The sequence below is a fragment of the Enterococcus alcedinis genome, assembly GCF_014635985.1.
Taxonomy (GTDB): Bacteria; Bacillota; Bacilli; order Lactobacillales; family Enterococcaceae; genus Enterococcus_I; species Enterococcus_I alcedinis.
This window is the reverse complement of the sequence record NZ_BMDT01000006.1, coordinates 16474-41290: the sequence shown is the minus strand read 5'-3', so window position 1 is coordinate 41290 and position 24817 is coordinate 16474. Positions and strand designations below refer to the sequence as shown.

Here is a 24817-nt window from a genome sequence, read left to right as displayed (position 1 = left end):
GGCTACACCCGACTTTCTTCAAAGTCTGCATGAGACAAAGTTGTCAAAATTTCTTGATAAAAATCACGTTGACTACCTTCACGGGTCATTTCACGATAAATTTCACCATCTTGAATAAATAAGATACGATTACAATAGCTGGCACTCATTGGATCATGCGTCACCATCAGGATTGTCCGTTGATGCGTTTCATTTAATTGACGTAACGCTTCTAGTAAATTTTTAGCATTTTTGGAATCCAGTGCCCCTGTTGGCTCATCGCCTAGTAGTAATTGTGGTTGGTGAATCAACCCTCTGGCAGCCGCTACACGTTGTTTTTGACCGCCTGAAACTTCAGTTGGGTATTTCTCAAGGATTTCTTTAATGCCTAAAATCCCAGCAATTTCATTCACCTTTTTTTCAATTTCTTTAGCATGAACACCTTGCAATGATAGTGGCAAGGCAATGTTTTGATACATCGTTAAGTTTTCTAATAAGTTGAAATCTTGAAAAATAAAACCAATATTTTTTCCTCGAAAATCAGCTAATTGGTTTTCCTTCATGCCTGATAAACTTTGACCACCAATCAAGACGGTTCCCTTTGTTGGCTGATCAAGTGCTGATAGCATATTTAACAACGTTGTCTTACCTGATCCAGAAGGTCCCATAATACCAACAAATTCGCCCTCTGCTACTGAAAAATCAATATTTTTCAATGCTTCATATTGCTTCTCATTTTTTTTACCGTAAACTTTTGAAATTTGTTTAACCTCTACTACTTGTTTCATTCTTTCTTCCTCCCTCAGCTGTTACTTACAGTTACTTAATCTATCACACTTGTTTTTTAGAAAAATCAGTCTTAAGTCCGTATTCTACTCTTTGAAGAAAAGCAAACGATGAACGTAAAAAAAAAGCTGTTAGAGAAATCGTTGGCAACGATGACTCTAACAGCTTTTGATTGTTTATTTTTCTTCCGCTAAGCGGTTTTTCTCCATCACTTTAAAGAATGGATAATAGATTACGGCACTCGTAAATATTAAGAAAATCGTAAAGACGACGTTTCTCCAATCCATACTCGATAAATAAGCTTGTGCCACGAATGGCGTGAATGACGGATCAATAATAAAACCTAAACCAATCATTCCAAGTTTTTGTGCAAAATAAGTCAGCAATAAGTTGATAACTGGTGCCACTAAGAATGGGAATGCTAAGATTGGATTAAAAACAATCGGCAATCCGAAGATTACTGGTTCATTGATTGAACAAAGTCCTGGAATCAATGAAATTTTTCCGATTGTACGGTATTCGCTCACTTTGCTACGCATCATTAAGATCACAAGCCCCATTGTGGCGCCCGCGCCACCCATCACAGAAATACGGAACATTTGCAAGTTCATTAAGTGTGTCATCGCTTCACCACTAGCTAGTTGCTCCGCATTGTAACCTGTTTGCGCAATTCCTAGCGTAAAGACTAATGGGAAAATAATCGATGAACCGTTAATTCCGAATAACCAAAGGACGTTTCCTAAAGTCACAATCAGTAAGAAACCACCTAAGCTACCTGCTAAATCCGTTGCCGGTGTTAAGACTTGCATCACGGCTTCCGGGAAAATTTGTTTCGTTGTGATTAAGAACAAAACATTCAGACCATAGAAGATCACAATGTTTGCTAGTAATGGTAACAACGTATTCATAAACATCGTTACCATTGGTGGTACGGTATCAGGCATCGTAAATTTGATGTTTTTCGTTTCAAAAAAACGTGAAACTTCAACCGATAACAAACCAATTAAAATCGCAACAAACAAACCATTTGTTCCTAAATAGTTTAAACTAATATTTCCTTCTGAAACGGGCGTACACACCATCGCAAAAGTAACGGCAGACATCATTCCGTTCATTGCAGCATTCAGACCGTAATCTTTTGCTAGTGAATAAGCAATTCCAAAGGCACTAATTAAACCAACGAGGCCCATTGTTAAGTTATAAGGCGCCGTAATAATATCATAGTTTGCTACTGCAAATTCTTTCCAATTCGCTAAAAAGCGTAAGAAAACGCCAGCTGTTTCTGGATTATATTGTTCCATATTAATTGATGGATTAGCAAAAATTAAAAAGAATGAACCGATAACGATAAATGGTAAACTAAACATCATCCCTGTAGAAATGGCTTGTAAATGACGTTGATTTCCTAGTTTTGCTGCTAAAGGACTGAGTACTGCATTTAATTTATCAACGAACCCTGCTGACTTTTTCACGTTATTTTCCCCCTACACTTGCCAAGTATTAAACTGGAAGGCGTTTTCGACTGTATTATTCGGATCATAGTGTTTTAAGATTTCATCGTATTGCTCTTTGTAATCGTTATGCACTTCTGCTTGAGGGATTACTTTACTTGCTTCGTGTAAGAAATGATGCGAATCGCGTCCCATTTTCATTCCGCGAGTCGTATGCTTGTCTAATGCATAATCTGGGATTTCTGGTACATGCCCCATCGCAAAGCTTTTAATCATAATATTTTTTAATAAATCAGACGAACGATCTTTCTCACATGCACATAAGTAACGAATCGCGTGGATAATGTACATTAAACGATCGGACTCATTGTATTGAAATTCTTTACGCATTTGGTTAAAAGTATGAACCATTAATGCCGCTTGGGGATCACCCATACCGATATCTTCTACTGAGATCGCTAATAAACGACGCCATAGTTTCTCCTCGTATTGTGGTGAAGTGATGTACATTTCATAAGCAAACTCACAAGCCGCCTTCTCGTACCCACGACGGATTGATTTTTGTAAAGCAGAAATGACTTCATCTCCGACTAAGCCATTTCTAGTTGTTGTTCTTGCCCAAGGGTCTTGAATAATTTTTTCGTTTTCCATGGTATAATGCTCCTATCTATTATTTTTTGAGGTGACATAAAAATGAATATTGAAAATTTAATTGAAAAATATCAATTAAACGATTCCGAGTCTCGTGCCCTTCGTTTCATGGATCAAAACAAAGAAGGGTTAAAAAAAATTGGTATTCGAGAAGTAGCCAAACATGCCTACGTCTCAACTGCTACGATTGTAAATATGTGCAAAAAAATCGGCTTTTCTGGCTATAGTGAACTCGTTTTTTCTTTACAGCCAGCAACCGTTTCACTTGCACCTATCAGTGATACACTTGTGACTCAAGAAGAAATTCTTCACTTTTCTCAACTACTCAATCAGTACAAAGACAAACGGATGATGGTTTTAGCTTCTGGATTTTCTCAAAACATCGCTAATTACATGAGTGAATCCTTGAATTTGTATGGTTTTCGAGCAACTGCCAATAGCCATTTAGAATTTTTGCGTGAAAATGTTTCTGAAGAAATTTTGCTTTTTATCATTTCGAATTCTGGTGATACCCAACGTTTAGTTGAACTCGCAGATACCGCCAAAAAACATCACATGGCAACCATTGCTTTTGTCGGTGAAAAAAAATCAAAAATTGGTGATTTATCTAGCTTAACAATTAGCACCGGTACGTATTCACCCCGTACGATTCAAGAATTTACACCAAACTTATTTTTTGGGACCGCATTAAATCAATTCGAAGTGCTTTTACACGCTGCCTTAAAAGAGCGAATCGTCTAAAAGAGGAAAGATTGTTTTCTTCCTCGTTATTATAGCGAGGATTTTATCCTTTGTATGGTTTTTACACGAATAATAAAAATTTTTAGTGATTTAAAAACATGTTTAGCTATAAAAACGAACTTATTAATAGTAAAAAAGACCTTAAGTTCGTCATTAACACAAAAAAAACAAACAGAGGATGCGACTTTCGCCACACCTCTATTTGGTTTTTTTAGATAGTATAAATAAAGTAGCATCTTAGATTTAAACTAGAAACCTTCATCGTTGAGCACTTTAGCTATAGCTTCTTTTTCTGAAACGGCATTTTTGGAGCAGATATTCGGAGATAAGCCTGCTTCCGGTAAAAATGAAAGTGCCATTTCTTTCCAGATTCGTCTTATTTTTCGTGTCATAACGCTCTCTAAATAGCCTCTTTATGAAACGGTGTTGTTGGAGCTGTTGCTCGGAAATAACTCTTCCCTCGGATAAAATCAAAAAACGATTTTTCCGACGGCTTCGTTATCTCTCGCAACAAAACGCTCCAAAGCAACGACCTCTTTTTATGAAACGGCATAAATAAAGTAACGACTTGAGATTAAGCCATAATCTTTTTGAAAGTAAAGAACACTTTCAAACGATTCTTTGCTTAATCCTTCGTCGTTGGACACTTTATTTATAGCCTCTTTATTAATAAATCAATTCTAATAGGTCTTCTTCTGTGATATTACCGAAGTATTTGCTGATGTTGATTTTTTCGATGGCTTCTTTTAATGCTTCTTTTTCATATTTCACACCGGTTAATTGGTCTTCAACGTCTTTGATTTCTCCTAATCCAAAGAAATCGCCATAGATTCTAATTTCAGAAATGACTCCTTTTTGAACATTTAATTTCATTTCAACAGAACCGATTGGGAATCGTTTGCGACGTTCTAATTCGAATTTTGGTGATTTGCCATAATTCCATTCCCAATTCGCATAATATTTTTCCGAAATGGTATGAACTTTTTTCCAATCTTCCTCTGTTAACGTGTATGTTTTAATGTCGTCCATTGAATCCACACCAAAGATTTTAAAGAGAATGGCTTGGGCAAAAGCATCGGTATCCATCGCTTCGTGATTCGCATCTAAAAATGGTTTGATGTTAGTAACGCGTGAACGAATGGATTTAATGCCTTTTGATGCAATTTTATCGGCACGAACTTTTAACGCATTAACGACTTCATCAATCTCACTATCAAACATAATCGTTCCATGAGCAAACATTCGACCACTTGTCGCATACATCGCATTGCCTGAGAATTTCTTCTCACCGATCACTAAATCATTGCGCCCTTTTAACTCTGCTCCCGTCACACCTAGTTCATGTAGTGCTTGAATTATCGGTTGAGTGACTTTGGCAAAATCACGGAATGAATTGCCATCATCTGGCATGATGAAACTAAAATTCAAGTTTCCAAAGTCGTGGTAAACGGCGCCACCACCACTTAAACGGCGAACAACATGAATCCCTTTTTCTTCCACATAGTCTTGATTGATTTCTTCAATCGTATTTTGGTTTCTACCAATGATAATCGATGGTTCATTAATATAAAAAAGCAAAATTGGTTCATCAATTTTCATTTCTTGTAGTAAAAATGTCTCAATGGCTAAGTTTATTTTTGGATCATGAATCGTATTTGGTACAAAAATCATTTAAAAATCCCCCTATATTGTAAATACTTTTCCTACTTCTGCTAGCGATACTACGACCGCTGCACCTGCTGCCTCTTGTGCTTCTTTTTGTAATTGTGTTAAATCCCCATGTTGTGGTAAATGAGTTAAGACTAACTGTTTAACCCGTGCGGCTTTCGCAATTTCGCCCGCTTCTTTTGAAGTGAAATGGGCAAAATGTTTTTCATTTCCCGCAAATAAATACGTGTCTGCTAAAAATAAATCCGCCTCCGCTGTAAAATCAATGAAAGCTTCTAAATAACCTGAGTCTCCCGTAAAAACAAAAACTTTTCCTGTCGACTTTTCCACAATTCGCATCGCATAACAAATAACGGGATGGATTGTTTTCATAAAAGTTATCGAGAAAGGCCCGATTTCAAGGATTTTTTCGTGTAAATAGTCATATCCCTGTGAAACATTCGGTAGTGTGAGACGTTCGAAAGCAATCGGATCTTCCCCATGTCCATAAATCGGTAAAAGCGGTCGTTCCTTCGTTTTCGGATACAATTGCCAGTAATATTGTAAAACACCTAAATCAGCGATATGGTCATGATGATAATGACTGATAATCACTGCATCTAAATCAAGTGGATTGAGGACTTTCTCAAGCTCTAACAAAGTACCACTACCTGCATCTAACAATAAATGATAACCTTCTGATTCGATTAAAAAACTAGTCGTTCCTTGTCCGTTATACGGGTATGCTCCTAGGCAACCTAATGTTGTGATTTTCATTGATTCCACCTCCAAAGATAGCGTATCATATTTTTCTAAAAATGAAAAAAATAACAATCGTTTGACTCTATCTTATCATATGGCTATGCTTAAAATAGCCATCAAAAAAAGAAAAATTCAAGATTCTTGTCAGATTATTCGCTTATGTGCGTCTTATAAGTAAAGGGAGGTGAAGCTGTGAATGATTTTGAAGAAATATATCATACTTATTTCCGTGCGGTCTATTTATACGTCAAAAGTTTAGCCTACAACGAGCAAATAGCTGAGGAGATTACTTCAGAAACATTTATCAAAGCCATGCAATCAATTGATACTTTTAACGGAACCTGTGACATTCCTGTGTGGTTATGCCAAATTGCCAAAAATAGCTATTTTTCTTATTTACGCAAAAATAACAAAATGATCCTCGTTGATGAATTGCCCGAAAAAATCGATACGCTAAACATCGAACGTTCGATGCAAGAAAAAGAAACATCTATGAAAATTCATCAATTGATTCACGCTTTGAACGAGCCCTACAAAGAGGTCTTTTCACTTCGGATTTTTAGCGAACTAAGTTTCAAACAAATTGGGGCTCTTTTCCAAAAAAGTGAAAACTGGGCTTGTGTGACCTACCATCGAGCACGAAAAAAATCAAAGAGGAATGGAGAATTGAAAATGAAGACTAACTGTTCGATCATTCAAGATCTTTTACCGTTATATAAAGAAGAGATTGTCAGTCCAGAAACCAAAACACTCGTAGAAGAGCACCTTCAAACGTGTCGGTCTTGTCAAAACGAATTAGACGAAATGACAATCAGCGAGGCTATTCCTATGGATATCAATAGTTACGGACTAAAAAAAGTAAAAGCAACACTCATGAAAAACAAATTAACTACCGTTTTATTTGCTACGATGCTAGCGTTTATTTGTTCGATTGTCATTATCAACGTTCTGACAAAACCTCGTCCGATTCCCTATTCTGACACCATCGTATCGATTACAGAACAAGAAAATGGTGAGATTCTGGTACATTTCAGTGAGAACGTTTCGGGTTTTCAAATCGATCAATCCCTTGTGGAAAATAAAAAGGGGGCGATTTATTCGGTCACCGCTTGGCGTACTTTGGGAAGCCAATTGTTGAATAAACAAGCAACAAAGACCATTGTTTTAAATCCAAATGACGAACCGGTCACTTCCGTCTATTATGTTTCCGAAAATCAAATAAACGATGTCTTACTCTTTGGTGAAAAAATGATTGACAATGGTGGTATCGTAACGTTGCCTCGATTCTTTCTGACATACTATTTCCTGATCACAGCGACACTATCGGCCATACTCTTTCTATTCATCCTAGTTACACGAAAAACGAAAAAAATACAAACCGTGATCCGTTACTTATTCTTCGCACCTTTGTCTTACGTGCTTTCAACCTTGTGTATTAAAGGTGTCCATTTTGCTTCCTTATTTGCAATGCGGGACCTTTTGCTGATTCTACTAATTAGTGTCCCGATCTATGTTACCTGTGTACTTAGTTTCGACTATTATCGTTATTTTAAACAAAATCGGCTGTCATCTTCGAAGCAAGTCATCTGAAAATAAAAATAAGAGGTACCCCAAGAATGGGTACCTCTTATTTTATCTATCATCGCTCTTAGTAACTTAAAATCTCTTTCACCGCGGCATCATCTAGACGACGAACAACTTCGGTTACTAATTTTACGGTATTTAAATAGTCATCTTCATGAATCACAGAAGTATGTGAGTGTAAGTAACGAACCGGAACGGTAATCGCAATCGATGGGACACCATTACGTGTTTGATGCATCGCACCACCATCGGTTCCACCACCTGCAATCACAGTGTATTGGAATGGGATTTCCATTTCTTCAGCAACACCAATGACAAAGTTTAATAATTTTTTGTGTGGAATCATTGAAGCATCAAAAATTAAAACTTGTGGCCCTTTACCTAAGACAGAATCGGCTTCTTTAGGTGTCATGCCCGGTGTATCTCCGGCAGTCCCTGTGTCTAAAGCAATCGCAATATCTGGATTAACTAAATGAGTGCTCGTACGCGCCCCACGTAAACCAACTTCTTCCATCACACTACTTCCTGCAAATAAGCAGTTATCGTGTCCTTCTTTCGCTAAGTTTTCTAACACGCGTAATGAAACAGCGGTTCCTACACGGTTATCCCACGCTTTAGCTAATAAGAATTTACTATCGTTCATACGTTTGTATTCAATATATGGCGTAATCATATCGCCCGGACGAATGCCCCAACCTTTTGCTTCGTCTTCGCTTGTTGCACCGATATCGATAAACATGTCTTTCACATCATATGGTTTTGTACGCGCATCTGGTGTTAAAACATGTGGAGGTTTTGATCCAATCACACCGTGGATAATTTTTCCAGCTTGTGTTTTAATTTCAACTTGTTGAGCCAACATGACTTGTCCCCACCAACCGCCAAGCGTTTGGAATTCGATAAAACCTTTTTCGCTAATTTTTGTAACCATAAAACCAACTTCGTCCATATGACCTGAAACGAAGATTTTTGGCCCGCCACCATTGACTCCAGAATGTTTGGCAATGACACTACCTAGTCCGTCAAAAAAAATATCTTCTGCGAAATCTTTCGCATATGTTTTAAATACTTCGCGAACTTCTTCCTCATTTCCTGGTACGCCACGGGCGGAAGTTAAGTCAATTAATAGTTGTTCGTCTTTTTTTTCTAACATGCGTTTTGACACTCCTTTATTTTTGGATACGCTTTATTATAGCATTACTTTCTGACAATTTGGACATTCTTATTTAAATTATTCATCACAAGCTTTTTTTATTCACTTTGTGCAATTGAAAACGACAACGAAACCTTATTTTCATTGACTTTTATAATTTCACACAAATGAATAAACACTATATGTGGTATCTAGTTTTTTAAAAGACTGAAAAAAGACACTATATATAGTTGATTATCACTTGATTTTAGCATATGATAAATAAGAACTATTTAAGGAGTTGGTAAGAATGATGAACACAAAGAGAAAGAGTGAGCAAATTATTTCACTCTATCCAAGTCTAGCAAGTATGAAAATTATCAAGCGTGATGGCCGCTCAGTTGATTTTGATGACCAAAAAATTTACGATGCACTTGTCAAAGCCAAACAGCAAATTTCTGGTGATTTATCGCCACTTGATCATGAACAAATTTTAAAAGTTGTGGAAAAAGTTGATTTAGAAATTGCCACTCGTTTTACCGAAAATATTAAAATTTATGAAATTCAAAATATTGTTGAACATATTTTACTAGAAAACGGTGAATATGCTCTAGCAGAACACTATATTCATTACCGGACTCGTCGTGACTTTGAACGTAGCAAAGCCACCGATATTAATTTTACAATCGAAAAATTAATGAGCAAAGATCAACAAATAATTAACGAAAATGCCAATAAAGACAGTGACGTTTTCAATACTCAACGTGATTTAACCGCTGGAATTGTTGGGAAGTCAATTGGCTTAAAAATGTTACCTCCGCACGTAGCAAATGCCCATCAAAAGGGAGATATCCATTATCATGATTTGGATTATCATCCTTATGCACCAATGACAAATTGTTGCTTAATTGATTTTAATAGTATGTTAAATAATGGTTTTAAAATTGGGAACGCGGATGTCGAATCACCAAAATCGATTCAAACAGCAACTGCTCAAATTTCACAAATCATCGCTAACGTTGCCTCGAGTCAATATGGTGGCTGCTCTGCTGATCGAATCGATGAATTATTAGCACCTTTTGCCAAATTAAACTTCGAAAAACATTTAGCCGATGCCAAAGAGTGGATTGATGGCGCGGAACGTCAAGAAGACTATGCTTACAAGCAGACTCGTAAAAACATTTACGATGCGATGCAAAGTTTAGAGTATGAAATTAATACCCTTTTCACGTCAAATGGACAAACCCCTTTTACTTCGCTTGGTTTTGGTTTAGGAACCAACTGGTTTGAGCGTGAAATTCAACGAGCGATTTTACAAAACCGCATCAAAGGCTTAGGTAAAGAAGGTCGTACGGCGATTTTCCCTAAATTGATTTTCTCAATGAAACGTGGTGTCAATGCCAATCCGACAGATCCAAACTATGATATTAAGCAATTGGCTTTAGAGTGTGCCACAAAACGGATGTATCCAGACGTGCTAAATTACGATAAAATCGTTGAATTAACCGGTAGCTTTAAAGTTCCAATGGGTTGTCGTTCATTTTTACAAGGTTGGAAAGACGAAAATGATCAAGAAGTAAACGTTGGACGCATGAATCTAGGTGTTGTTACATTGAACTTACCACGTGTTGCACTTGAAGCGAACGGGAATGCCGATCGTTTCTGGAGTCTCTTAGAAGAACGTTTAAGCATCGTCAAAGACGCATTGATTTATCGCATTAACCGTTGTAAAGAAGCCAGTCCTGCCAATGCGCCGATTCTATATATGTATGGTGCCTTTGGCGAACGTTTGAAACGCAATGAAGAGGTCGATCAACTCTTTAACAAGCGTCGCGCAACTGTTTCTTTAGGTTATATCGGACTTTATGAAGTCGCTGCCTCTTTCTTTGGTGGTGAATGGGAAAAAAATACCGACGCCAAAGAATTTACATTTACGATTTTAAAAACTTTAAAAGCTCACGTTGATGATTGGTCCGATGAATATGGTTATCATTTTAGCGTCTACTCGACACCAAGTGAAAGTTTAACCGATCGCTTCTGTCGTTTAGATACAGAAAAATTTGGCATCGTTGAAAATATTACCGACAAAGATTACTACACAAATAGTTTCCACTATGATGTACGTAAAAATCCGACACCTTTTGAGAAGCTCGACTTTGAAAAAGATTATCCAAAATATTGTTCAGGCGGGTTCATTCATTACTGTGAATACCCTGTCTTGCAACAAAATCCAAAAGCCCTAGAAGCTGTCTGGGATTATTCTTATGACCGTGTGGGTTATCTGGGTACCAACACACCAATCGATCACTGCTATGAATGTGGTTACGAAGGGGATTTTAATCCAACCGAACGAGGATTCCAATGCCCACAATGTGGCAATAACGATCCAAAAACATGTGATGTCGTGAAACGGACATGTGGCTATCTAGGTAATCCACAAGCGCGTCCAATGGTTCACGGTCGTCACAAAGAAATTTCAGCCCGTGTCAAACACATGAAATAAAGGAGCGAATTGCAAGTGAGAAATCCAAAACCAAAAGAATGGTCGGCCAAAGACTACAGTCAAAATCATGTTGCTGATTATAAAGCTTTTAATTTTGTTGATGGTGAAGGGGTTCGCAACAGCCTGTATGTCAGCGGCTGTCTTTTCGCTTGCGAAGGCTGCTTTAATAAGGCGATACAAAATTTTCGCTACGGTATACCCTATTCCAAAGAACTTGAGGAACAAATTCTTGAGGACCTGGCCCACCCTTCCGTTCAAGGCTTGACCTTACTAGGCGGTGAACCTTTCCTAAATACTGACGTTTGTTTACGTGTCGTTGATCAAGTTAAAGCAACCTTTGGTGAGACAAAAGATATTTGGAGTTGGTCAGGTTATACCTTCGAAGAATTACTCTTAGAGACAGATGACAAACTCGAACTGTTAAGTAAAATTGACATTTTAGTTGATGGTCGCTTTGAACTCACGAAAAAGAACTTAAACTTACAATTTCGCGGGAGTAGCAATCAACGCATTATTGATGTCAAAAAATCACTGGCTGCAAAGCAAGCTGTGATTTGGGATAAATGTGTCGATGGTGAACACCAATTCGAGCAAATAAAAAAATCAATTTAATCTAAAAAACCGTTACAAAATCAATTGATTTCGTAACGGTTTTTTTGTATTCTTTACTGCTCGATGATTTGAAAACCAATGATTTTGTTGATAGCATCCAAACTGTTTTCTGCAATGTGGGTTGGACTTGTTTCAGACCAAGCGTTTCTTTGATCGGTTAAACTACGAATCCCTTCTCCGGTTAAGACTAAAATACTCTTCAGTTGAAGTTGATGCGCTAACATGACATCATTCGTGCCAGAATCACCAATGATATAACATTGAGATGACTCTAATTCATATTTTTTTAGTGCCTCTTTGACTAAAAAAGGCTTTGGTTTTTTGCAAATACACGCTTCTTGCCTTGTGTGTGGACAAGTATAAACATCGGTTATTTGGACGCCGTTATCGGCTAATTGCTGGAGTAACTGACTTAAGGCCCGTTCATATTCTTCAATCGTTATGCGACCGTGTCCAATATGGCTTTGATTCGTTACAATAATATTCAAATAACCGTGAGTCGTTGCTTTCTTAAGCGCTGGAATCGCCTCTTCAAAAAAAGTAAATTCTTGGTTAATCAACGTACGACTATCCCCGCCTAAGGTCCCTAATAAATCCCAAAAAATCGCTTTTTTCATGAATAAAACGCACCCCTTCGTTAGTTATTTTTCCCATAATGGTAAGACGATGTTCTCAAATGTCACTGGATCAAGATTGGTCAACGTGATGCCTAATAAACGAATCCCTTTATCTGAGCTAGCTAAATTTTCCCAAATCAGTGTACTCTGCGAAAAAATGTCTTCTTTGTAACGAATGTAATCTCTCAGTGTCACCCGTTTAGTTATCGTTTGAAAGTCATCATAACGAACTTTCAACACAATCGTTTTTCCGTGTTTCTGATGCCTTGCTAGTGCTTGTTCGACTTCTTCTGACAACTGGCGTAATTGTCGTAGAACTTCATCTTCCGTCACTAAAGGGCTACCGTAAGTATGTTCTTTTCCAATTGATTTGCGTTCACGTGTCGTCACAACCGGTGCATTATGAATGCCTCGCACTTTGCGGTAAAGCGAATAGCCGCGTTTGCCAAAACGACGAATCAAATCCATCTCTTTCATCTCGTACAAATCTTTTCCTGTAAAGATACCTAATTCATGCATAATCGGTACCGTTTTTTTACCGATGCCATAAAATTCTTCAATCGGTAAAACCATCAAAAAATCATGGGCATCTTCTGGTGTAACGACCGTTAAGCCTCTTGGTTTTTGAAAATCGGAAGCCAGTTTAGCTAAAAATTTATTGTAGCTGACGCCTGCTGAACACGTTAAATGTAATTCACGCCAAATATCTTGCTGAATCAACTTGGCGACTTTAATCGCCGATCTACTGTTGATTTTATTATTCGTCACATCAAGATAGGCTTCATCAATTGAAACCGGCTCAATTAAGTCGGTATATCGTAAAAATATTTGACGGACGGCATCTGAAATCGTCCGATACTTTTCATAACTTCCCGGAATAAATACCGCATGCGGACAAAGTTCATACGCTTTTTGCGCACTCATCGCTGAATGGATGCCGTATTGACGTGCCAAATAGTTGGCTGTGGTTACGACACCACGCCCCTTTGTATCATTCGGATGCCTCGCAATCACCAATGGTTTCGTCGCCAGTTCTGGATTGTCTCTTTCTTCCACCGAGGCAAAAAAAGCGTCCATATCGATATGAATAATTTTACGTGATAAATCATTTTTCAAAGGAAATGTTAACTCCATCCGCCTCACCTCACCCTAATTATAATACAAACAAACGTTCTCATGCAAGTGATGGTTGCCCCTTAGACAATGATCACTCTTTTTTCAAGTTTACTTCCCAAACAGTATCAACTTGCACACGATCCATTTCAACAAACCCTGTTTTTTCATACAAATACTGTGCATGATGATTGCCTTCAATGTATGTTGTCGTCAAAAGTTGAGCGCCAAATTCACTCTCTAAAAAGGGCATTAATTCCCCTAAGAAGATTGTCCCATAACCTTTATTTTGATGTTTTTGATCAATGATAAAATCCCATAAAAAAAATCCTTTTTCTGAGAACTGCCGTAACAAAATAAAACCGATTTTTTCTCGGTCATCGTAAAGGTCAAAACCATAATTCCCTGTTTGTTTTAACGCCTGGCGAATCTTCTCCGGTTCGGATATGTATTCTCTTTGCTCCGATAAGACCGCCACCCCTTGGTATTTATTTGTTCGTTTAAAAAACATTTTATGACACACCTTTCACTGCCAATCTTTATTAAAAATCAAAAAATCGACTAGAAGACAAAAATCCTCTAGTCGTTGGTTTTAAGCAATCTCGTGGTACTCATTGTAGACGACTTGTTTTTTTAATTGATTGCGTTTCGCCACTTCTTTAATACTATCATTTGGTTTTAGTCCTTGAGCAATCAGCTCTTCGACTTGCTCTTTCAAGCTACGATTATCAATGATTTCTTCTGGGCTCTCTGTTGAACCTGCGACCATTAGACAACATTCCCCTTTGATTGTATGTTCCTTCAAGTAGTCATTCAACTCTGCTAACGTGCCTCGTAAGTATTCTTCATGGAGTTTCGTTAATTCACGACAAACAACCGCTTGACGTGTTTCACCAAAAATGTCCATCATGACTTGGACGGTTTTTTGGATACGATGCGGTGATTCATAGTAAATCACCGTCGCTTTTTCTTGTTTAAACTGCGCTAGAACTTCTTGTTGTTCTTTTTTCTTGCGTGGTAAAAAACCATGGAAGTAATGGGGCTGCGGACTTAAACCAGAAGCAATTAATGCCGTTAAACCTGCAGTCGGTCCTGGCAATGCCACCACTTTAACTTTCGCTTCAATACAGGCCACTACCAATTCATGCCCGGGATCACTAATCGAGGGCATACCCGCATCACTGACTTGAGCAATCGATGAGCCTGATTGCAACAATTCAATCAATTGAGGAATGCGTTCTTTATAATTATGCTCGTGAAAACTGCGTTGTGGAGTCGTGATTTCAAAATGGTTTAATAATTTCTGTGTGTTTCTTGTATCTTCACTAGCGATTAATGCGACTTCTTTTAATATTCGGACACTTCGAAACGTCATATCTTCTAAGTTGCCGATAGGCGTTGGGACCAAGTATAAAATCCCCGATTCTACCCCTTTAAAACTCATTTGAACATCCATTTTCTTCACCTCTTAAAAAGGGGCTATGACCTCCGCCACGCCCCTATTTTTGTATGTAATTTTTGGCGGCGCTAAAATTTGATCTGTGATAATTTCAAGCAGTCCATCAATCGAAAGAGCCGATTGAATGGCTTACTTTCCAGTCTCTCAGGTCAAAACGTCACTTATCACACCTGATTGAACGGGCTATTAAATCCTGCTTCTCGGTAATTTCAGTAAATATTCCAATCGAATAAACCATCGATTGTTCACATTTCCTTCCAATTACTCGAAGCAAAACGGATTTTATTGCACCTGATTGAACGGGTTTGAAATGACTGACCTGCGGATACTTCAAGCAATCCATCAATCGAAAGAGCCGATTGAGTGGCTTCCTTTCCAGTCTCTCAGGTCAAAACGTCACTTATCACACCTTTTTAGGCGAGGCCACTTTCGCGGTAAATCACTTCTAAACAAAATGCACAAGGTTCATCATTATCACGTCTTGAACCATACAAGTCGTAACAAACATGAAAACCTTCTTCGTAAATTTTCTCTAAATTTAAACGCGACTGTGATAATTCTTGCTTCACTTTGCCACCACTACTTTGAGCGGTTTGATTAATTTCTCTTAAATGCTCGCGTAAGCGTTGGTTTTCAAGCTCTAGGGTCGTATTTTTTTCTACGACTTCTTGTAACGATGTCTTCATCTCTGCCAATTTTTTTAGTAAGCCTTGTAGCTCACCTTCAAATGCATCGAGTCCGTCATATAAAGAACGCTTATCCATGGACATGTTTGCCACCTGCTTTAGCTGCTTTTTGAACCTTTTGAACTTCTTCGGCATCGTAATCAACCGCAACTTCTCGACCCGTTAAGCGAATTTTCAATACACGACTGAGTAAATTCAAGCCAACAACACGACCGGGACCATCAGGCGTCATCACATTTTCACCATAATCTGGTAGTTCTCTTTTAGCCGCTTCATACTCATCGTTTTCATATTTTAGACAACACATTAAACGACCACATAATCCTGAAATCTTTGTCGGATTTAATGATAAACCTTGATCTTTTGCCATCTTAATTGAAACAGGCACAAAATCACCGAGAAACGTTGAACAACATAACTGACGGCCACAAGGTCCAATACCACCTAAGATTTTGGCTTCATCACGTACACCAATTTGACGTAATTCAATTCGTGTCCGGAATACACCAGCTAAATCTTTGACTAATTCTCGAAAATCAATTCTTCCGTCTGCTGTAAATTGAAAAATCATTTTACCACGATCAAACGTATATTCGACATCCACAAGTTTCATTTTCAAACCGTGTTGTTTAATTTTTTCTTTGGCAATTACGAGTGCTTCTTTTGCATCTGCTTTATTGCGTTCATTTTGTAAAATTTCTGCTTCTGTGGCAAGATGTAATACCGGTTTTAACTCTTCTGGTAAATCTTCCGCAGCCATCTCTTTATTGGGAATCGCGACTTGAGCCATATATTTCGCTTGTTGGGACTCGACTAATACGTAATCATCATACGCAAATTTCGTCTGACCTGGAGAAAAATAATATATATGTCCTGCACGACGGTAACGTACACCTATTACTTCAACCATGGGTTTTCCTCCTCTTCCTTGCATCTCTTACTTAAAAAGTATACGTAAGGTCAGCTGTTCTGCAACACCTTGAAAGGATACATTCGCCGCTAGCTTTTGCTGACTTTGTAAAATCCGTTCAATGTCGGCATTTAAACGACCTCCGGATACGTGATGTTGCAACATTTGATCTCTTTCTAACTGGAAATAGTATAAAAGGATAGCTAAGATATCTTGTTGTTGCTGTTTTTCTTTCGCGATACTTAGCAGATGTTTTTGCACATAAATAAATGCTTGTGGATCCTTCTTCTTTAAATAAAGAAACCATTTTTCAATAACATCCTTAGCACCATTAAACCATTCATTTTGCGAGATTTCAACTGCTTTATCGTAACTATTTGTTAGACTTGCAAGGAGATTGGCTGTTTTTTCAGAGATTCCTGCTTCTTGAATTTTTTTTGTTAGTAATGCTTTATTTAACGGGATAAAGTGAATGATTTGGCAACGGGACTGAATCGTCGGTAAGACTCTTCCCAGACTTTCAACTTCTAAAATTGCCAACATATCCCCTTCTGGTTCTTCCAAAAATTTAAGTAAGCTGTTGGCTGCACTAATATTCATTGTATCTGCTTGACGAATAATAAAAATTTGTCGTCCTTTTTCAAACCCTTTTTTGGAAAATTCTTTTTGCAACTGACGAATTTGGTCGACTTTAATCGTTTGCCCGTCTGGTTCAATTACTTGTACGTTCGGGTGTTCATTCGCTGCAATTCGTCTACAATTGACACACTCATTGCAACACTCATTGTCTTTAACTGCTAAACAAAATAAGCGTTTCGCTAACCAAAGACTCATCTGATGTTTGCCCGTCCCTGTATCTCCTTCAAAAAGATAAGCATGAGCGATCCGCTCATGCTCAACATTTTTTTTCATTAAGGAAAAAACATGGGCTTGGTTCGCTGATAAAAAAGTGCGTTCCTCCATTTTTTCTCCCCCTAATTAATACTGATGAAAGCCTTCGACAGGTAAGACAAAAACGGTCGCCCCACCGACTTCGACTTCAACCGGATACGGGACTTGTCCATCTAACGACATATCTAGTGACATCGTACTTGATAAATATTGTTTGCGTGATTGACACGTTTTCTTAATTAACTCTAAGGTTTCTTGTACACGGTTGTCTTCTACCCCAATAATAAAAGTACTATTACCAGCTTTTAAAAAACCACCGGTTGACGATAATTTTGTTGCACGAATATTCGCATCGATAAACTCATTTGCTAAACGGTTACTATCTTTGTCTTGAATAACTGCCATAATTAATTTCATCTGTATCATTCTCCTTTAAAGTAATCTGGAAACCTTTCAACGATCGCCGCGAAGCTTTGATCGACAACCTCTTGTAATCCCATTCGTGCATCAATTCGTTTGATACGTTCTGGGTTTTCTTCGACAATTTTTAAATAAGCATGACGGACACGTTGGTGGAACTCTAAGCCTTCAGAATCTAAGCGATCAATTTGATGCGCACGATTTTGTTGAATTCGACGTAGTCCAGTATCGGAATCAACATCTAGATACAAAGTGAAATTCGGTGAAGTCCCTTCTGTAGCGAATTCATTGATTTGAGCAATTTCTGTCATCCCAATTCGACGACCTGCTCCTTGGTATGCGAGTGAACTATCGACAAAACGATCACAAATAATAATTTTGCCTTCATTCAGTGCAGGTAAAATGACTTCAACCAAGTGTTGACGTCTAGCTGCTGCATACAATAAAGCTTCTGTTCGCTCATCCATTTCCTCGTTACGCGGATCCAAAATAATTTGTCGAATTTTTTCGGCAATTCGAATGCCGCCTGGTTCTCTTGTTTTGATAATCCCTTTTTTTGCTAGCAATTGTAATCGAGGGTATAACTCATTAATGACACTCGTTTTGCCTGCGCCATCTGGTCCTTCAATTGTTATGAAAATTCCACTCACCTTAATTTCCTCCATCTAATCTATCCTGCTCATACTTATAATTCACGGCGACCTTCCACCGCTTTTAGCAATGTGACCTCATCCGCATATTCGATATCACTGCCGACTGATAAACCATGTGCTAAGCGTGTTACTTTAATGCCTGCCGGTTTGATTAAACGCGATAAATACATAGCTGTCGCTTCGCCTTCAGTCGTTGCATTGGTTGCAATAATGATTTCTTTAACTGTCTCATTATGCAAACGGCTAATCAAGCTAGCTAAGTTAATATCTTCTGGTCCAGTTCCTTCCATAGGTGATAACACTCCATGTAAGACGTGATATAATCCTCGGAATTCACGAACTTTCTCAAGCGCCATGACATCTTTAGCTTCCTCAACGACTAAAATCGTACTTTGATCGCGTGATTTATCACGACAAATCGCACAAGGATCTTCTTCCGTTAAGTTCCCACAAATATGACAAAAACTTAGATCACGTTTCGCACTTAATAATGATTTAGCAAATTCATTAACGACTTCATCTTTCATTTCAATCGTATGAAAAGCTAAACGTGTTGCTGTCTTTTGACCAATTCCTGGTAAATTCATATAACTTGCGATTAATCTTGCAATTGGTTCTGGATAATGCACTATTTATTCCCCTACTTTTCTCTTAAAATCCTGGCATTCCTTTAGTATATTTACCCATGACCGCTTCCGTTTCAACTTCAATTTTTGAAATGACATCATTCACAGCCATTACGACTAAATCTTGTAACATTTCTGGATCCTCTGAATCAATGATTGCCGGATCAATAATAATTTCTGTGATTTTTTTATCGCCTGTTCCGTGAGCTTTTACATAACCGTTTGTTGATTCACCGATAAATTCTTTTTCATTTAAAGCCTCTTGCGCTTTAACCATTTCTTTTTGCATTTTTTGAACTTGTTTCATCATACCTTGCATATTTCCCATTCCGCGCATCATTTGTGCATCGCTCCATTTCTTTTATTTCATATTAATTTAATCTTCAATAATTGTAGCTAAATCGCCGAATAATTCTTGTGCTTTTTCAACAACCAATGCTTGTTGCTGTTGGTCTTCGACTTGCGCCAATTCTTCATTGGTCGTTTCTGTTGCTTCTAATTGATCGTTTTGCTCTTGATTGCCTTGTAAAAATTCTTTACGTAATTCACCCCAATTTTCTTGGGGGATGAAAACAACTTTTGGGGCATAATCTTGAATTAAATTACTCAAGTGATTATGAATACCTAAACTCAACTCTTCATCATTGGCTGCGCGTTGACAAATAATTTCATAATCAAACGCAATAACTAAACCACTCGGACTCGCTGCCTTAGGTTCACTTGAGCGTAACATCGCTTTATGTGTCGCTGATAAATGAGACAACAATTCTTCCCAAGCCATCTTAACCTGCTCTAAATTGGTTCTCGTTGCCTCTCTTAAAACTTCAAACACTCGCTCCCTAGGTAGACGGAAGGTCAATGCCGCAGGTTTTGCTCGCTTAGTCGCTGTGTTTTCTTGTGCGGCAGGGTTAGCTGCCGTAACACCTGTAGTTTTTAGTGTTTTAAGTTCTTGTTGTAACTGTTGAATCGCACTCTTTAGTTGCTGTAACTCGTTCGAATCAACAGCTGCTGCGCTATCTGCGTTTTCGGACAGTTGCTTAGCTGAAGCACTGCTTAATTTGACCATCGCCACTTCTAAATAAATCTTAGGATTTGTCGTGAGTCGGACATCATTTTGTGTTTGACTCAATTGTTCAATCCATTGATAAATTTTAGCTGATGGTACAGCTTGAGCTAACGTCTTGAAATTCGACGTTAATGTACTCGATTTCTCTTCCAATAATTGCGGAGCTTGTTGATAAATCAATAGATCTCGACAATAAGAGAGTAAGTTTTCTAATAAACGACGTGCTTCCTTACCCGATGCTAAAATCTCATCTAGCTGTTGTAAACTTTGGGCTACTTCCCCTTGATTCCAATGTAACACTAAGGTATCCATTAATTCAAAAGTTAAGCTCCCCGTGACCTCTAAAGCATTCGCTAACGTGATTGTTCCATCACTGAAAGAAATCCCCTGATCTAAGATACTTAAGGCATCACGCATCCCTCCTTGAGCAGCTTGCGCAATGACTTCAAGGGCTGCTTGCTCGTAGGCGATTTGATTCGTTTCTAGAATGTGAGCCAAATGTTCAACAATATCTTGTGTTTGTATACGTTTGAAATCAAAACGTTGAGTTCTTGAGATGATTGTTGCTGGAATTTTATGCGGTTCCGTCGTCGCTAAGATAAAAATGACATTTTTCTTTGGTTCTTCGAGTGTTTTTAACAAGGCGTTAAAAGCCCCGGTTGAAAGCATGTGCACCTCATCAATAATATAAATTTTATACATCGCTTGCGTCGGTGCATAGTTCGCTCGTTCACGAATAAAACGAATTTCTTCCACACCATTATTGCTCGCCGCATCAATTTCAATTACATCTTCTTGCGTGCCTGCTGTGATACTTTGACAAATCGCACAATGATTACACGGTTCGCCATCTTCTTTGTTCGGGCAGTTAATCGCTTTAGCAAATATTTTTGCCGCACTCGTTTTACCCGTTCCACGAGGTCCAGTAAATAAATAAGCGTGGGAGATTTGATTTTGCACAATCGCATTTTTTAACGTTTGTGTTACGGCCTTTTGCCCGACAATATCTTCAAATCGCTGAGAACGCCAAACACGATACAAGGCTTGATAAGCCATCTTTTTCCACCTCATTTTTAAGTCGCTATCTATTATTATACGAAATTAATCGTAAAAAAACTACATTTTACCAAAAGTATTACGCTTTTCTCCATCTTTGGTCGCATACTCTTTTTGAAAAGACTTATGGTATAATTACATTACAACAAAATTTATGATGAATATACGATTGGAGGAAGTAAAATGGGATTAATTAAAGCAGCAACAAGTGCAATAGGTGGCGGTTTAGCAGATCAATGGTTAGAAATTATCGAACCCGACAATATGGGTGATACCACGGTTTTAACAAAAGGCGTCAAAGTTCGAAAAGACAGTAAACGTGGATCCAATCGTAAAGGAACCGATGATGTGATTACCGATGGTTCTGTCATCCATGTCTATCCAAATACAATGATGTTACTTGTTGATGGCGGAAAAATTATCGATTACACTGCCGAAGAAGGCTACTACACTGTCAAAAACAACCTGGCTCCCTCAATGTTTAATGGTTCTTTAAAAGATGCGATTTCTGAATCCTTTAGCCGTTTCAAATTTGGTGGCGTAACACCACAAAAACAACAAGTTTTTTATATCAATTTACAAGAAATTAAAGGCATTCGCTTTGGGACTTCTTCACCTTTAAACTATTTTGATAATTTTTATAATGCGGAGTTATTTCTACGTGCACATGGTAACTACTCGATTCAAATTACTGATCCGATTCTTTTTTATACAAATGCGATACCTAAAAATAAAACACAAGTCGATATCAATGATATCAACGAGCAATATTTAGCAGAATTTTTGACTGCATTACAAGCCACAATTAATCAAATGTCTGCTAACGGTGAACGAATCTCTTACGTCCCATCAAAAAGCATGGAATTAAGTAAATATATGGGGACTGTTCTAGATGACAGCTGGCGACAATTGCGAGGGATGGAGATTGTTTCCGTTGCGGTTGCAAGTATTTCTTATACCGATGATTCAACCAAACTAATTAACATGCGTAACCAAGGTGCCATGCTTGGCGACCCTTCGATTCGTGAAGGTTTTGTTCAAGGTTCGATTGCCAAAGGGATGGAAGCTGCCGGCAGCAACGCAGCCGGTGCTACGACTGGATTTATGGGAGTCGGTATGGGTATGAATGCATCCGGTGGTTTCTTCCAACAAGCTTCACAAAATAATCAACAACAAATGCAACAACAAGCACAACAACAGGCAGCTGCCCAAAGCAACGAATGGACTTGTCCGCAATGCGGCACTAAGAACACTGGTAACTTTTGTAGTCAGTGCGGCACACCAAAGCCAGAAGCACAAGCAGCACCTACGGTCAGCGTAAAATTAAAATGCAGTGCTTGCGGTAAACCCGTTGAGCTAGCAAACGGTGTTCCAAAATTCTGTCCAGAATGTGGACAACCTTTCCAAGGAGTACCACTAGACTAAAAAAGGAGGATTTTTTATGGAGATTATCACACATAAATGTCCCAACTGTGGTGGCGCATTAACTTTTGATCCCAGCGATCAAAAGTTCCACTGCCCTTTTTGTTTTAGCATTTTTACTGAAGAAGAAGTTTCTGAATTCGAAGCAAAACAACAAGACGCCACTTTAGTCAATGAGACGTTGACGCAAACAAGCACGACAGATCCACCACCAGAAGAAACAATGCAACTCTTTCTTTGTCCAAGTTGCGGTGCGGAGATTGTCACAGACGAAACGACTGCTGCAACGTATTGTTATTTTTGTCATAACCCCGTTGTCTTATCCGGTCGCTTAAGCGGTGACTTTTTACCAAATAAAGTCTTACCATTTAAGATTGAAAAAGAAGCAGCAAAAGAAAAATTCTTAGATTGGGTTGGTAGCAAAAAATTCGTTCCAACTGATTTTTACAATGAAGACCAAATTGAAAAACTAACGGGCGTCTACTTCCCATACTGGGTCGTCGACGCAAAAGGTCAAGGTGAAATTTCGGGCTCTGGTACATCGATTCGCATTTGGCGGATTGGTGAAATTGAGTATACCGAAACAAAACAATTTGCCGTCCATCGAAAAGGAGATTTTCGTTTTAAAGACCTCGTTAAAAACGCCTTATCAAAAAATACCCAACAAAAAATGGTTGAAAGTGTCCAACCTTTCCCACTTGAAAATGCCATCGATTTTAAAAATCAGTACTTGGCCGGCTTTCAAGCAGAAAAACGTGATATTGAATATCAAATGCTCGCACAAGGTGTTGAGACCGAACTCAAAGATTACGCAGGAACACTACTGAAGAACTCAGTGAATAGCTATACGACTTTCCGTGAAAAAAATCGTGATTTATCTCTTGATTCAATTGAAAATCACTATATGCTCTTACCGGTTTGGCTTGTCACTTATCGTAACGATGGTTCAGATGACGTCTTTTATTACGCAATGAATGGACAAACTGGAAAAGTTAGCGGAGTCTTACCGATTAGTTATAAAAAACTTGGACTCGTTTCTGGTGGCATCTTTGCCATCCTTGCGATCTTGTTGATGATTGGAGGTTACTTCCTATGAGTTTTCGTAAAAGTTTATTCACTTTTTTGTTACTCGCGGTTTTCCTCTTCACTGCTCTACCCGTTCAAGCAGCATCACCGACTGTTAATGATGAAGTCGGACTTTTTACACCAGAAGAAATCGCTACGATGAATCAAATCGCTAGCGAAATCAATCAAGAAATTAAAGGAGAAGTTTTCGTCGTTACGACTACTAACAATACAACCGATCCCGAAACATTTGCCGATAACTATTTAAGAAATCAAATTGGGAATGACAATAACGGTGCAGTATTACTTTTAGATATGGCACAACGAGAAATACATCTCTCTACTTCTGGTAATATGATTGACTACTTAAACGATCGTCGAATCGATGAAATATTAGATAGCGTTTATGACTATATGGTTCAAGAAAGCTATGGCCAAGCTGCAATTAGTTATCTAACCATGGCACAAAAATACGTTGCCCAAGGTGTTCCCGGTGGTCATTACCGTGTCGATCGAGAAACTGGAAAGATTACACGTTATAAAGTCTTAACGGGTTTTGAAATCTTTATCGCTTTAGGCATTGCCTTAGCATGCGCCGGTGGCTTTTTTATCTTCATCAAATCGCGCTATCAGCTAAAATCTGGCACATACGCCTACCCTTTTGCTGAGAAATCAAATTTTAAATTAATTGATAAAGAAGATCGTCTAGTCAATTCTTTTGTGACCACTAGACGTATTCCAAAACCACCTTCAAATTCAGGTGGTGGCGGTGGCGGAGGTAGTACCACCCATTCCAGTGGCGGTGGCACCTTCGGCGGTGGTGGACGTAGTTTTTGATGATTCACAACCTATCCTTAATGACTATTCATTGAGAATAGGTTGTTTTTTGTAAAAAAATGATGTTTTAAAAGGAAAATTATCAGAAAATATCGACAATTTTTTTCAACAATGCTATACTAGTTAAAATCAAAAAAGGTTGTGAAAG

The 24817-nt window shown here is 38.2% G+C and carries 26 protein-coding genes; 7 read left to right on the top strand and 19 right to left on the bottom strand.

What is annotated here, in order from left to right:
* Positions 1-2: 2 nt before the first annotated feature.
* The 3 genes from IEV09_RS07450 to IEV09_RS07440 form a co-directional block, all read right to left on the bottom strand.
* Positions 3-767 (bottom strand): ABC transporter ATP-binding protein, encoded by a 765-nt coding sequence (locus IEV09_RS07450; protein WP_188367661.1) that lies wholly within the window; start codon positions 765-767, stop codon positions 3-5.
* A 174-nt stretch (positions 768-941) separates the two neighbouring features.
* The gene (locus IEV09_RS07445) at positions 942-2237 is read right to left on the bottom strand and encodes a PTS sugar transporter subunit IIC (RefSeq protein WP_188367660.1); all 1296 of its coding nucleotides are present in this window, start codon (positions 2235-2237) and stop codon (positions 942-944) included.
* Positions 2238-2249: 12 nt separating this feature from the next.
* On the bottom strand, positions 2250-2867 hold the full coding sequence (locus IEV09_RS07440) for an AAA family ATPase (RefSeq protein ID WP_188367659.1): 618 nt from the start codon (positions 2865-2867) through the stop codon (positions 2250-2252).
* A 42-nt stretch (positions 2868-2909) separates the two neighbouring features.
* On the opposite strand from IEV09_RS07440, the gene IEV09_RS07435 reads away from it, so the two are divergent.
* On the top strand, positions 2910-3608 hold the full coding sequence (locus tag IEV09_RS07435) for a MurR/RpiR family transcriptional regulator (protein ID WP_188367658.1): 699 nt from the start codon (positions 2910-2912) through the stop codon (positions 3606-3608).
* 248 nt (positions 3609-3856) lie between these two features.
* Here IEV09_RS07435 and IEV09_RS07430 read toward each other — a convergent pair whose 3' ends face one another.
* From IEV09_RS07430 to IEV09_RS07420, 3 genes are all read right to left on the bottom strand, one after another.
* Positions 3857-4000: a hypothetical protein gene (locus IEV09_RS07430; protein ID WP_188367657.1), complete on the bottom strand. Its 144-nt coding sequence runs from the start codon at positions 3998-4000 to the stop codon at positions 3857-3859.
* A 274-nt stretch (positions 4001-4274) separates the two neighbouring features.
* The gene (gene lplA, locus IEV09_RS07425) at positions 4275-5279 is read right to left on the bottom strand and encodes a lipoate--protein ligase (RefSeq protein WP_188367656.1); all 1005 of its coding nucleotides are present in this window, start codon (positions 5277-5279) and stop codon (positions 4275-4277) included.
* 12 nt (positions 5280-5291) lie between these two features.
* A complete protein-coding gene (locus IEV09_RS07420) occupies positions 5292-6032 on the bottom strand; it encodes an MBL fold metallo-hydrolase (protein WP_188367655.1) in 741 nt (246 codons plus the stop codon).
* Positions 6033-6209: 177 nt separating this feature from the next.
* On the opposite strand from IEV09_RS07420, the gene IEV09_RS07415 reads away from it, so the two are divergent.
* Positions 6210-7607: a sigma-70 family RNA polymerase sigma factor gene (locus IEV09_RS07415; protein WP_188367654.1), complete on the top strand. Its 1398-nt coding sequence runs from the start codon at positions 6210-6212 to the stop codon at positions 7605-7607.
* A gap of 58 nt (positions 7608-7665) precedes the next feature.
* Here the strand turns inward: IEV09_RS07415 and IEV09_RS07410 are convergent, their stop codons facing one another.
* Positions 7666-8754, bottom strand: coding sequence for a M42 family metallopeptidase (locus IEV09_RS07410; RefSeq protein ID WP_188367653.1), 1089 nt, complete (start codon positions 8752-8754; stop codon positions 7666-7668).
* Between the two features lie 289 nt (positions 8755-9043).
* Here IEV09_RS07410 and nrdD point away from each other — a divergent pair, with 289 nt between their 5' ends.
* Positions 9044-11236, top strand: coding sequence for an anaerobic ribonucleoside-triphosphate reductase (nrdD, locus tag IEV09_RS07405; RefSeq protein ID WP_188367652.1), 2193 nt, complete (start codon positions 9044-9046; stop codon positions 11234-11236).
* Between the two features lie 15 nt (positions 11237-11251).
* Positions 11252-11848 carry an anaerobic ribonucleoside-triphosphate reductase activating protein gene (gene nrdG / locus IEV09_RS07400; RefSeq protein WP_188367651.1) on the top strand — a complete coding sequence of 199 codons (597 nt, stop codon included), beginning with the start codon at positions 11252-11254 and terminating at the stop codon, positions 11846-11848.
* A gap of 53 nt (positions 11849-11901) precedes the next feature.
* Here nrdG and IEV09_RS07395 read toward each other — a convergent pair whose 3' ends face one another.
* The 12 genes from IEV09_RS07395 to dnaX all read right to left on the bottom strand — a co-directional run bounded on the left by IEV09_RS07395 (position 11902) and on the right by dnaX (position 21345).
* The gene (locus IEV09_RS07395; protein ID WP_188367650.1) at positions 11902-12465 is read right to left on the bottom strand and encodes a D-glycero-alpha-D-manno-heptose-1,7-bisphosphate 7-phosphatase; all 564 of its coding nucleotides are present in this window, start codon (positions 12463-12465) and stop codon (positions 11902-11904) included.
* 24 nt (positions 12466-12489) lie between these two features.
* Positions 12490-13599, bottom strand: coding sequence for a DNA polymerase IV (dinB, locus tag IEV09_RS07390; protein ID WP_188367649.1), 1110 nt, complete (start codon positions 13597-13599; stop codon positions 12490-12492).
* 73 nt (positions 13600-13672) lie between these two features.
* Complete coding sequence (locus IEV09_RS07385) at positions 13673-14089, bottom strand: GNAT family N-acetyltransferase (protein WP_188367648.1); 417 nt, start codon at positions 14087-14089, stop codon at positions 13673-13675.
* An 81-nt stretch (positions 14090-14170) separates the two neighbouring features.
* The gene (rsmI, locus tag IEV09_RS07380; RefSeq protein ID WP_188367647.1) at positions 14171-15034 is read right to left on the bottom strand and encodes a 16S rRNA (cytidine(1402)-2'-O)-methyltransferase; all 864 of its coding nucleotides are present in this window, start codon (positions 15032-15034) and stop codon (positions 14171-14173) included.
* Positions 15035-15450: 416 nt separating this feature from the next.
* Positions 15451-15801: a DNA replication initiation control protein YabA gene (locus IEV09_RS07375; protein WP_188367646.1), complete on the bottom strand. Its 351-nt coding sequence runs from the start codon at positions 15799-15801 to the stop codon at positions 15451-15453.
* A complete protein-coding gene (locus tag IEV09_RS07370) occupies positions 15794-16633 on the bottom strand; it encodes a PSP1 domain-containing protein (RefSeq protein ID WP_188367645.1) in 840 nt (279 codons plus the stop codon). Before IEV09_RS07370 ends, IEV09_RS07375 begins: the two co-directional genes overlap by 8 nt.
* A 27-nt stretch (positions 16634-16660) precedes the next feature.
* A complete protein-coding gene (gene holB, locus IEV09_RS07365) occupies positions 16661-17596 on the bottom strand; it encodes a DNA polymerase III subunit delta' (protein ID WP_188367644.1) in 936 nt (311 codons plus the stop codon).
* 15 nt (positions 17597-17611) lie between these two features.
* The gene (gene darA / locus IEV09_RS07360; RefSeq protein WP_188367643.1) at positions 17612-17941 is read right to left on the bottom strand and encodes a cyclic di-AMP receptor DarA; all 330 of its coding nucleotides are present in this window, start codon (positions 17939-17941) and stop codon (positions 17612-17614) included.
* Between the two features lie 5 nt (positions 17942-17946).
* Positions 17947-18594, bottom strand: coding sequence for a dTMP kinase (gene tmk, locus IEV09_RS07355; RefSeq protein ID WP_188367642.1), 648 nt, complete (start codon positions 18592-18594; stop codon positions 17947-17949).
* Positions 18595-18629: 35 nt separating this feature from the next.
* Positions 18630-19226: a recombination mediator RecR gene (recR, locus tag IEV09_RS07350; RefSeq protein ID WP_188367641.1), complete on the bottom strand. Its 597-nt coding sequence runs from the start codon at positions 19224-19226 to the stop codon at positions 18630-18632.
* 22 nt (positions 19227-19248) lie between these two features.
* Positions 19249-19563 (bottom strand): YbaB/EbfC family nucleoid-associated protein, encoded by a 315-nt coding sequence (locus IEV09_RS07345; RefSeq protein WP_188367640.1) that lies wholly within the window; start codon positions 19561-19563, stop codon positions 19249-19251.
* A gap of 36 nt (positions 19564-19599) precedes the next feature.
* Positions 19600-21345, bottom strand: a complete 1746-nt coding sequence (dnaX, locus tag IEV09_RS07340) for a DNA polymerase III subunit gamma/tau (protein WP_188367639.1) — start codon at positions 21343-21345, stop codon at positions 19600-19602.
* A 183-nt stretch (positions 21346-21528) separates the two neighbouring features.
* Here dnaX and IEV09_RS07335 point away from each other — a divergent pair, with 183 nt between their 5' ends.
* From IEV09_RS07335 to IEV09_RS07325, 3 genes are read left to right on the top strand one after another with little or no spacing between them, the layout of a single operon-like run.
* On the top strand, positions 21529-22770 hold the full coding sequence (locus IEV09_RS07335) for an SPFH domain-containing protein (RefSeq protein WP_188367638.1): 1242 nt from the start codon (positions 21529-21531) through the stop codon (positions 22768-22770).
* Between the two features lie 16 nt (positions 22771-22786).
* Complete coding sequence (locus IEV09_RS07330; RefSeq protein WP_188367637.1) at positions 22787-23863, top strand: TFIIB-type zinc ribbon-containing protein; 1077 nt, start codon at positions 22787-22789, stop codon at positions 23861-23863.
* Complete coding sequence (locus IEV09_RS07325) at positions 23860-24669, top strand: TPM domain-containing protein (RefSeq protein ID WP_188367636.1); 810 nt, start codon at positions 23860-23862, stop codon at positions 24667-24669. The genes IEV09_RS07330 and IEV09_RS07325 overlap by 4 nt, the downstream gene beginning before the upstream one ends.
* Positions 24670-24817: the final 148 nt, after the last annotated feature.

Bases quoted from the DNA above. Each gene is read 5' to 3' on its own strand.
- IEV09_RS07385 (WP_188367648.1), bottom strand. From the start codon at position 14,089: ATGTTTTTTAAACGAACAAATAAATACCAAGGGGTGGCGGTCTTATCG.
- dnaX (WP_188367639.1), bottom strand. From the start codon at position 21,345: ATGGCTTATCAAGCCTTGTATCGTGTTTGGCGTTCTCAGCGATTTGAA.
- IEV09_RS07450 (WP_188367661.1), bottom strand. From the start codon at position 767: ATGAAACAAGTAGTAGAGGTTAAACAAATTTCAAAAGTTTACGGTAAA.
- IEV09_RS07375 (WP_188367646.1), bottom strand. From the start codon at position 15,801: ATGGATAAGCGTTCTTTATATGACGGACTCGATGCATTTGAAGGTGAG.
- IEV09_RS07410 (WP_188367653.1), bottom strand. From the start codon at position 8,754: ATGTTAGAAAAAAAAGACGAACAACTATTAATTGACTTAACTTCCGCC.
- IEV09_RS07345 (WP_188367640.1), bottom strand. From the start codon at position 19,563: ATGATGCGCGGAATGGGAAATATGCAAGGTATGATGAAACAAGTTCAA.
- IEV09_RS07430 (WP_188367657.1), bottom strand. From the start codon at position 4,000: ATGACACGAAAAATAAGACGAATCTGGAAAGAAATGGCACTTTCATTT.
- IEV09_RS07440 (WP_188367659.1), bottom strand. From the start codon at position 2,867: ATGGAAAACGAAAAAATTATTCAAGACCCTTGGGCAAGAACAACAACT.
- nrdD (WP_188367652.1), top strand. From the start codon at position 9,044: ATGATGAACACAAAGAGAAAGAGTGAGCAAATTATTTCACTCTATCCA.
- IEV09_RS07330 (WP_188367637.1), top strand. From the start codon at position 22,787: ATGGAGATTATCACACATAAATGTCCCAACTGTGGTGGCGCATTAACT.
- holB (WP_188367644.1), bottom strand. From the start codon at position 17,596: ATGGAGGAACGCACTTTTTTATCAGCGAACCAAGCCCATGTTTTTTCC.
- IEV09_RS07435 (WP_188367658.1), top strand. From the start codon at position 2,910: ATGAATATTGAAAATTTAATTGAAAAATATCAATTAAACGATTCCGAG.
- lplA (WP_188367656.1), bottom strand. From the start codon at position 5,279: ATGATTTTTGTACCAAATACGATTCATGATCCAAAAATAAACTTAGCC.
- darA (WP_188367643.1), bottom strand. From the start codon at position 17,941: ATGAAATTAATTATGGCAGTTATTCAAGACAAAGATAGTAACCGTTTA.
- IEV09_RS07335 (WP_188367638.1), top strand. From the start codon at position 21,529: ATGGGATTAATTAAAGCAGCAACAAGTGCAATAGGTGGCGGTTTAGCA.
- IEV09_RS07325 (WP_188367636.1), top strand. From the start codon at position 23,860: ATGAGTTTTCGTAAAAGTTTATTCACTTTTTTGTTACTCGCGGTTTTC.
- IEV09_RS07370 (WP_188367645.1), bottom strand. From the start codon at position 16,633: ATGGTTGAAGTAATAGGTGTACGTTACCGTCGTGCAGGACATATATAT.
- IEV09_RS07420 (WP_188367655.1), bottom strand. From the start codon at position 6,032: ATGAAAATCACAACATTAGGTTGCCTAGGAGCATACCCGTATAACGGA.
- IEV09_RS07395 (WP_188367650.1), bottom strand. From the start codon at position 12,465: ATGAAAAAAGCGATTTTTTGGGATTTATTAGGGACCTTAGGCGGGGAT.
- dinB (WP_188367649.1), bottom strand. From the start codon at position 13,599: ATGGAGTTAACATTTCCTTTGAAAAATGATTTATCACGTAAAATTATT.
- rsmI (WP_188367647.1), bottom strand. From the start codon at position 15,034: ATGGATGTTCAAATGAGTTTTAAAGGGGTAGAATCGGGGATTTTATAC.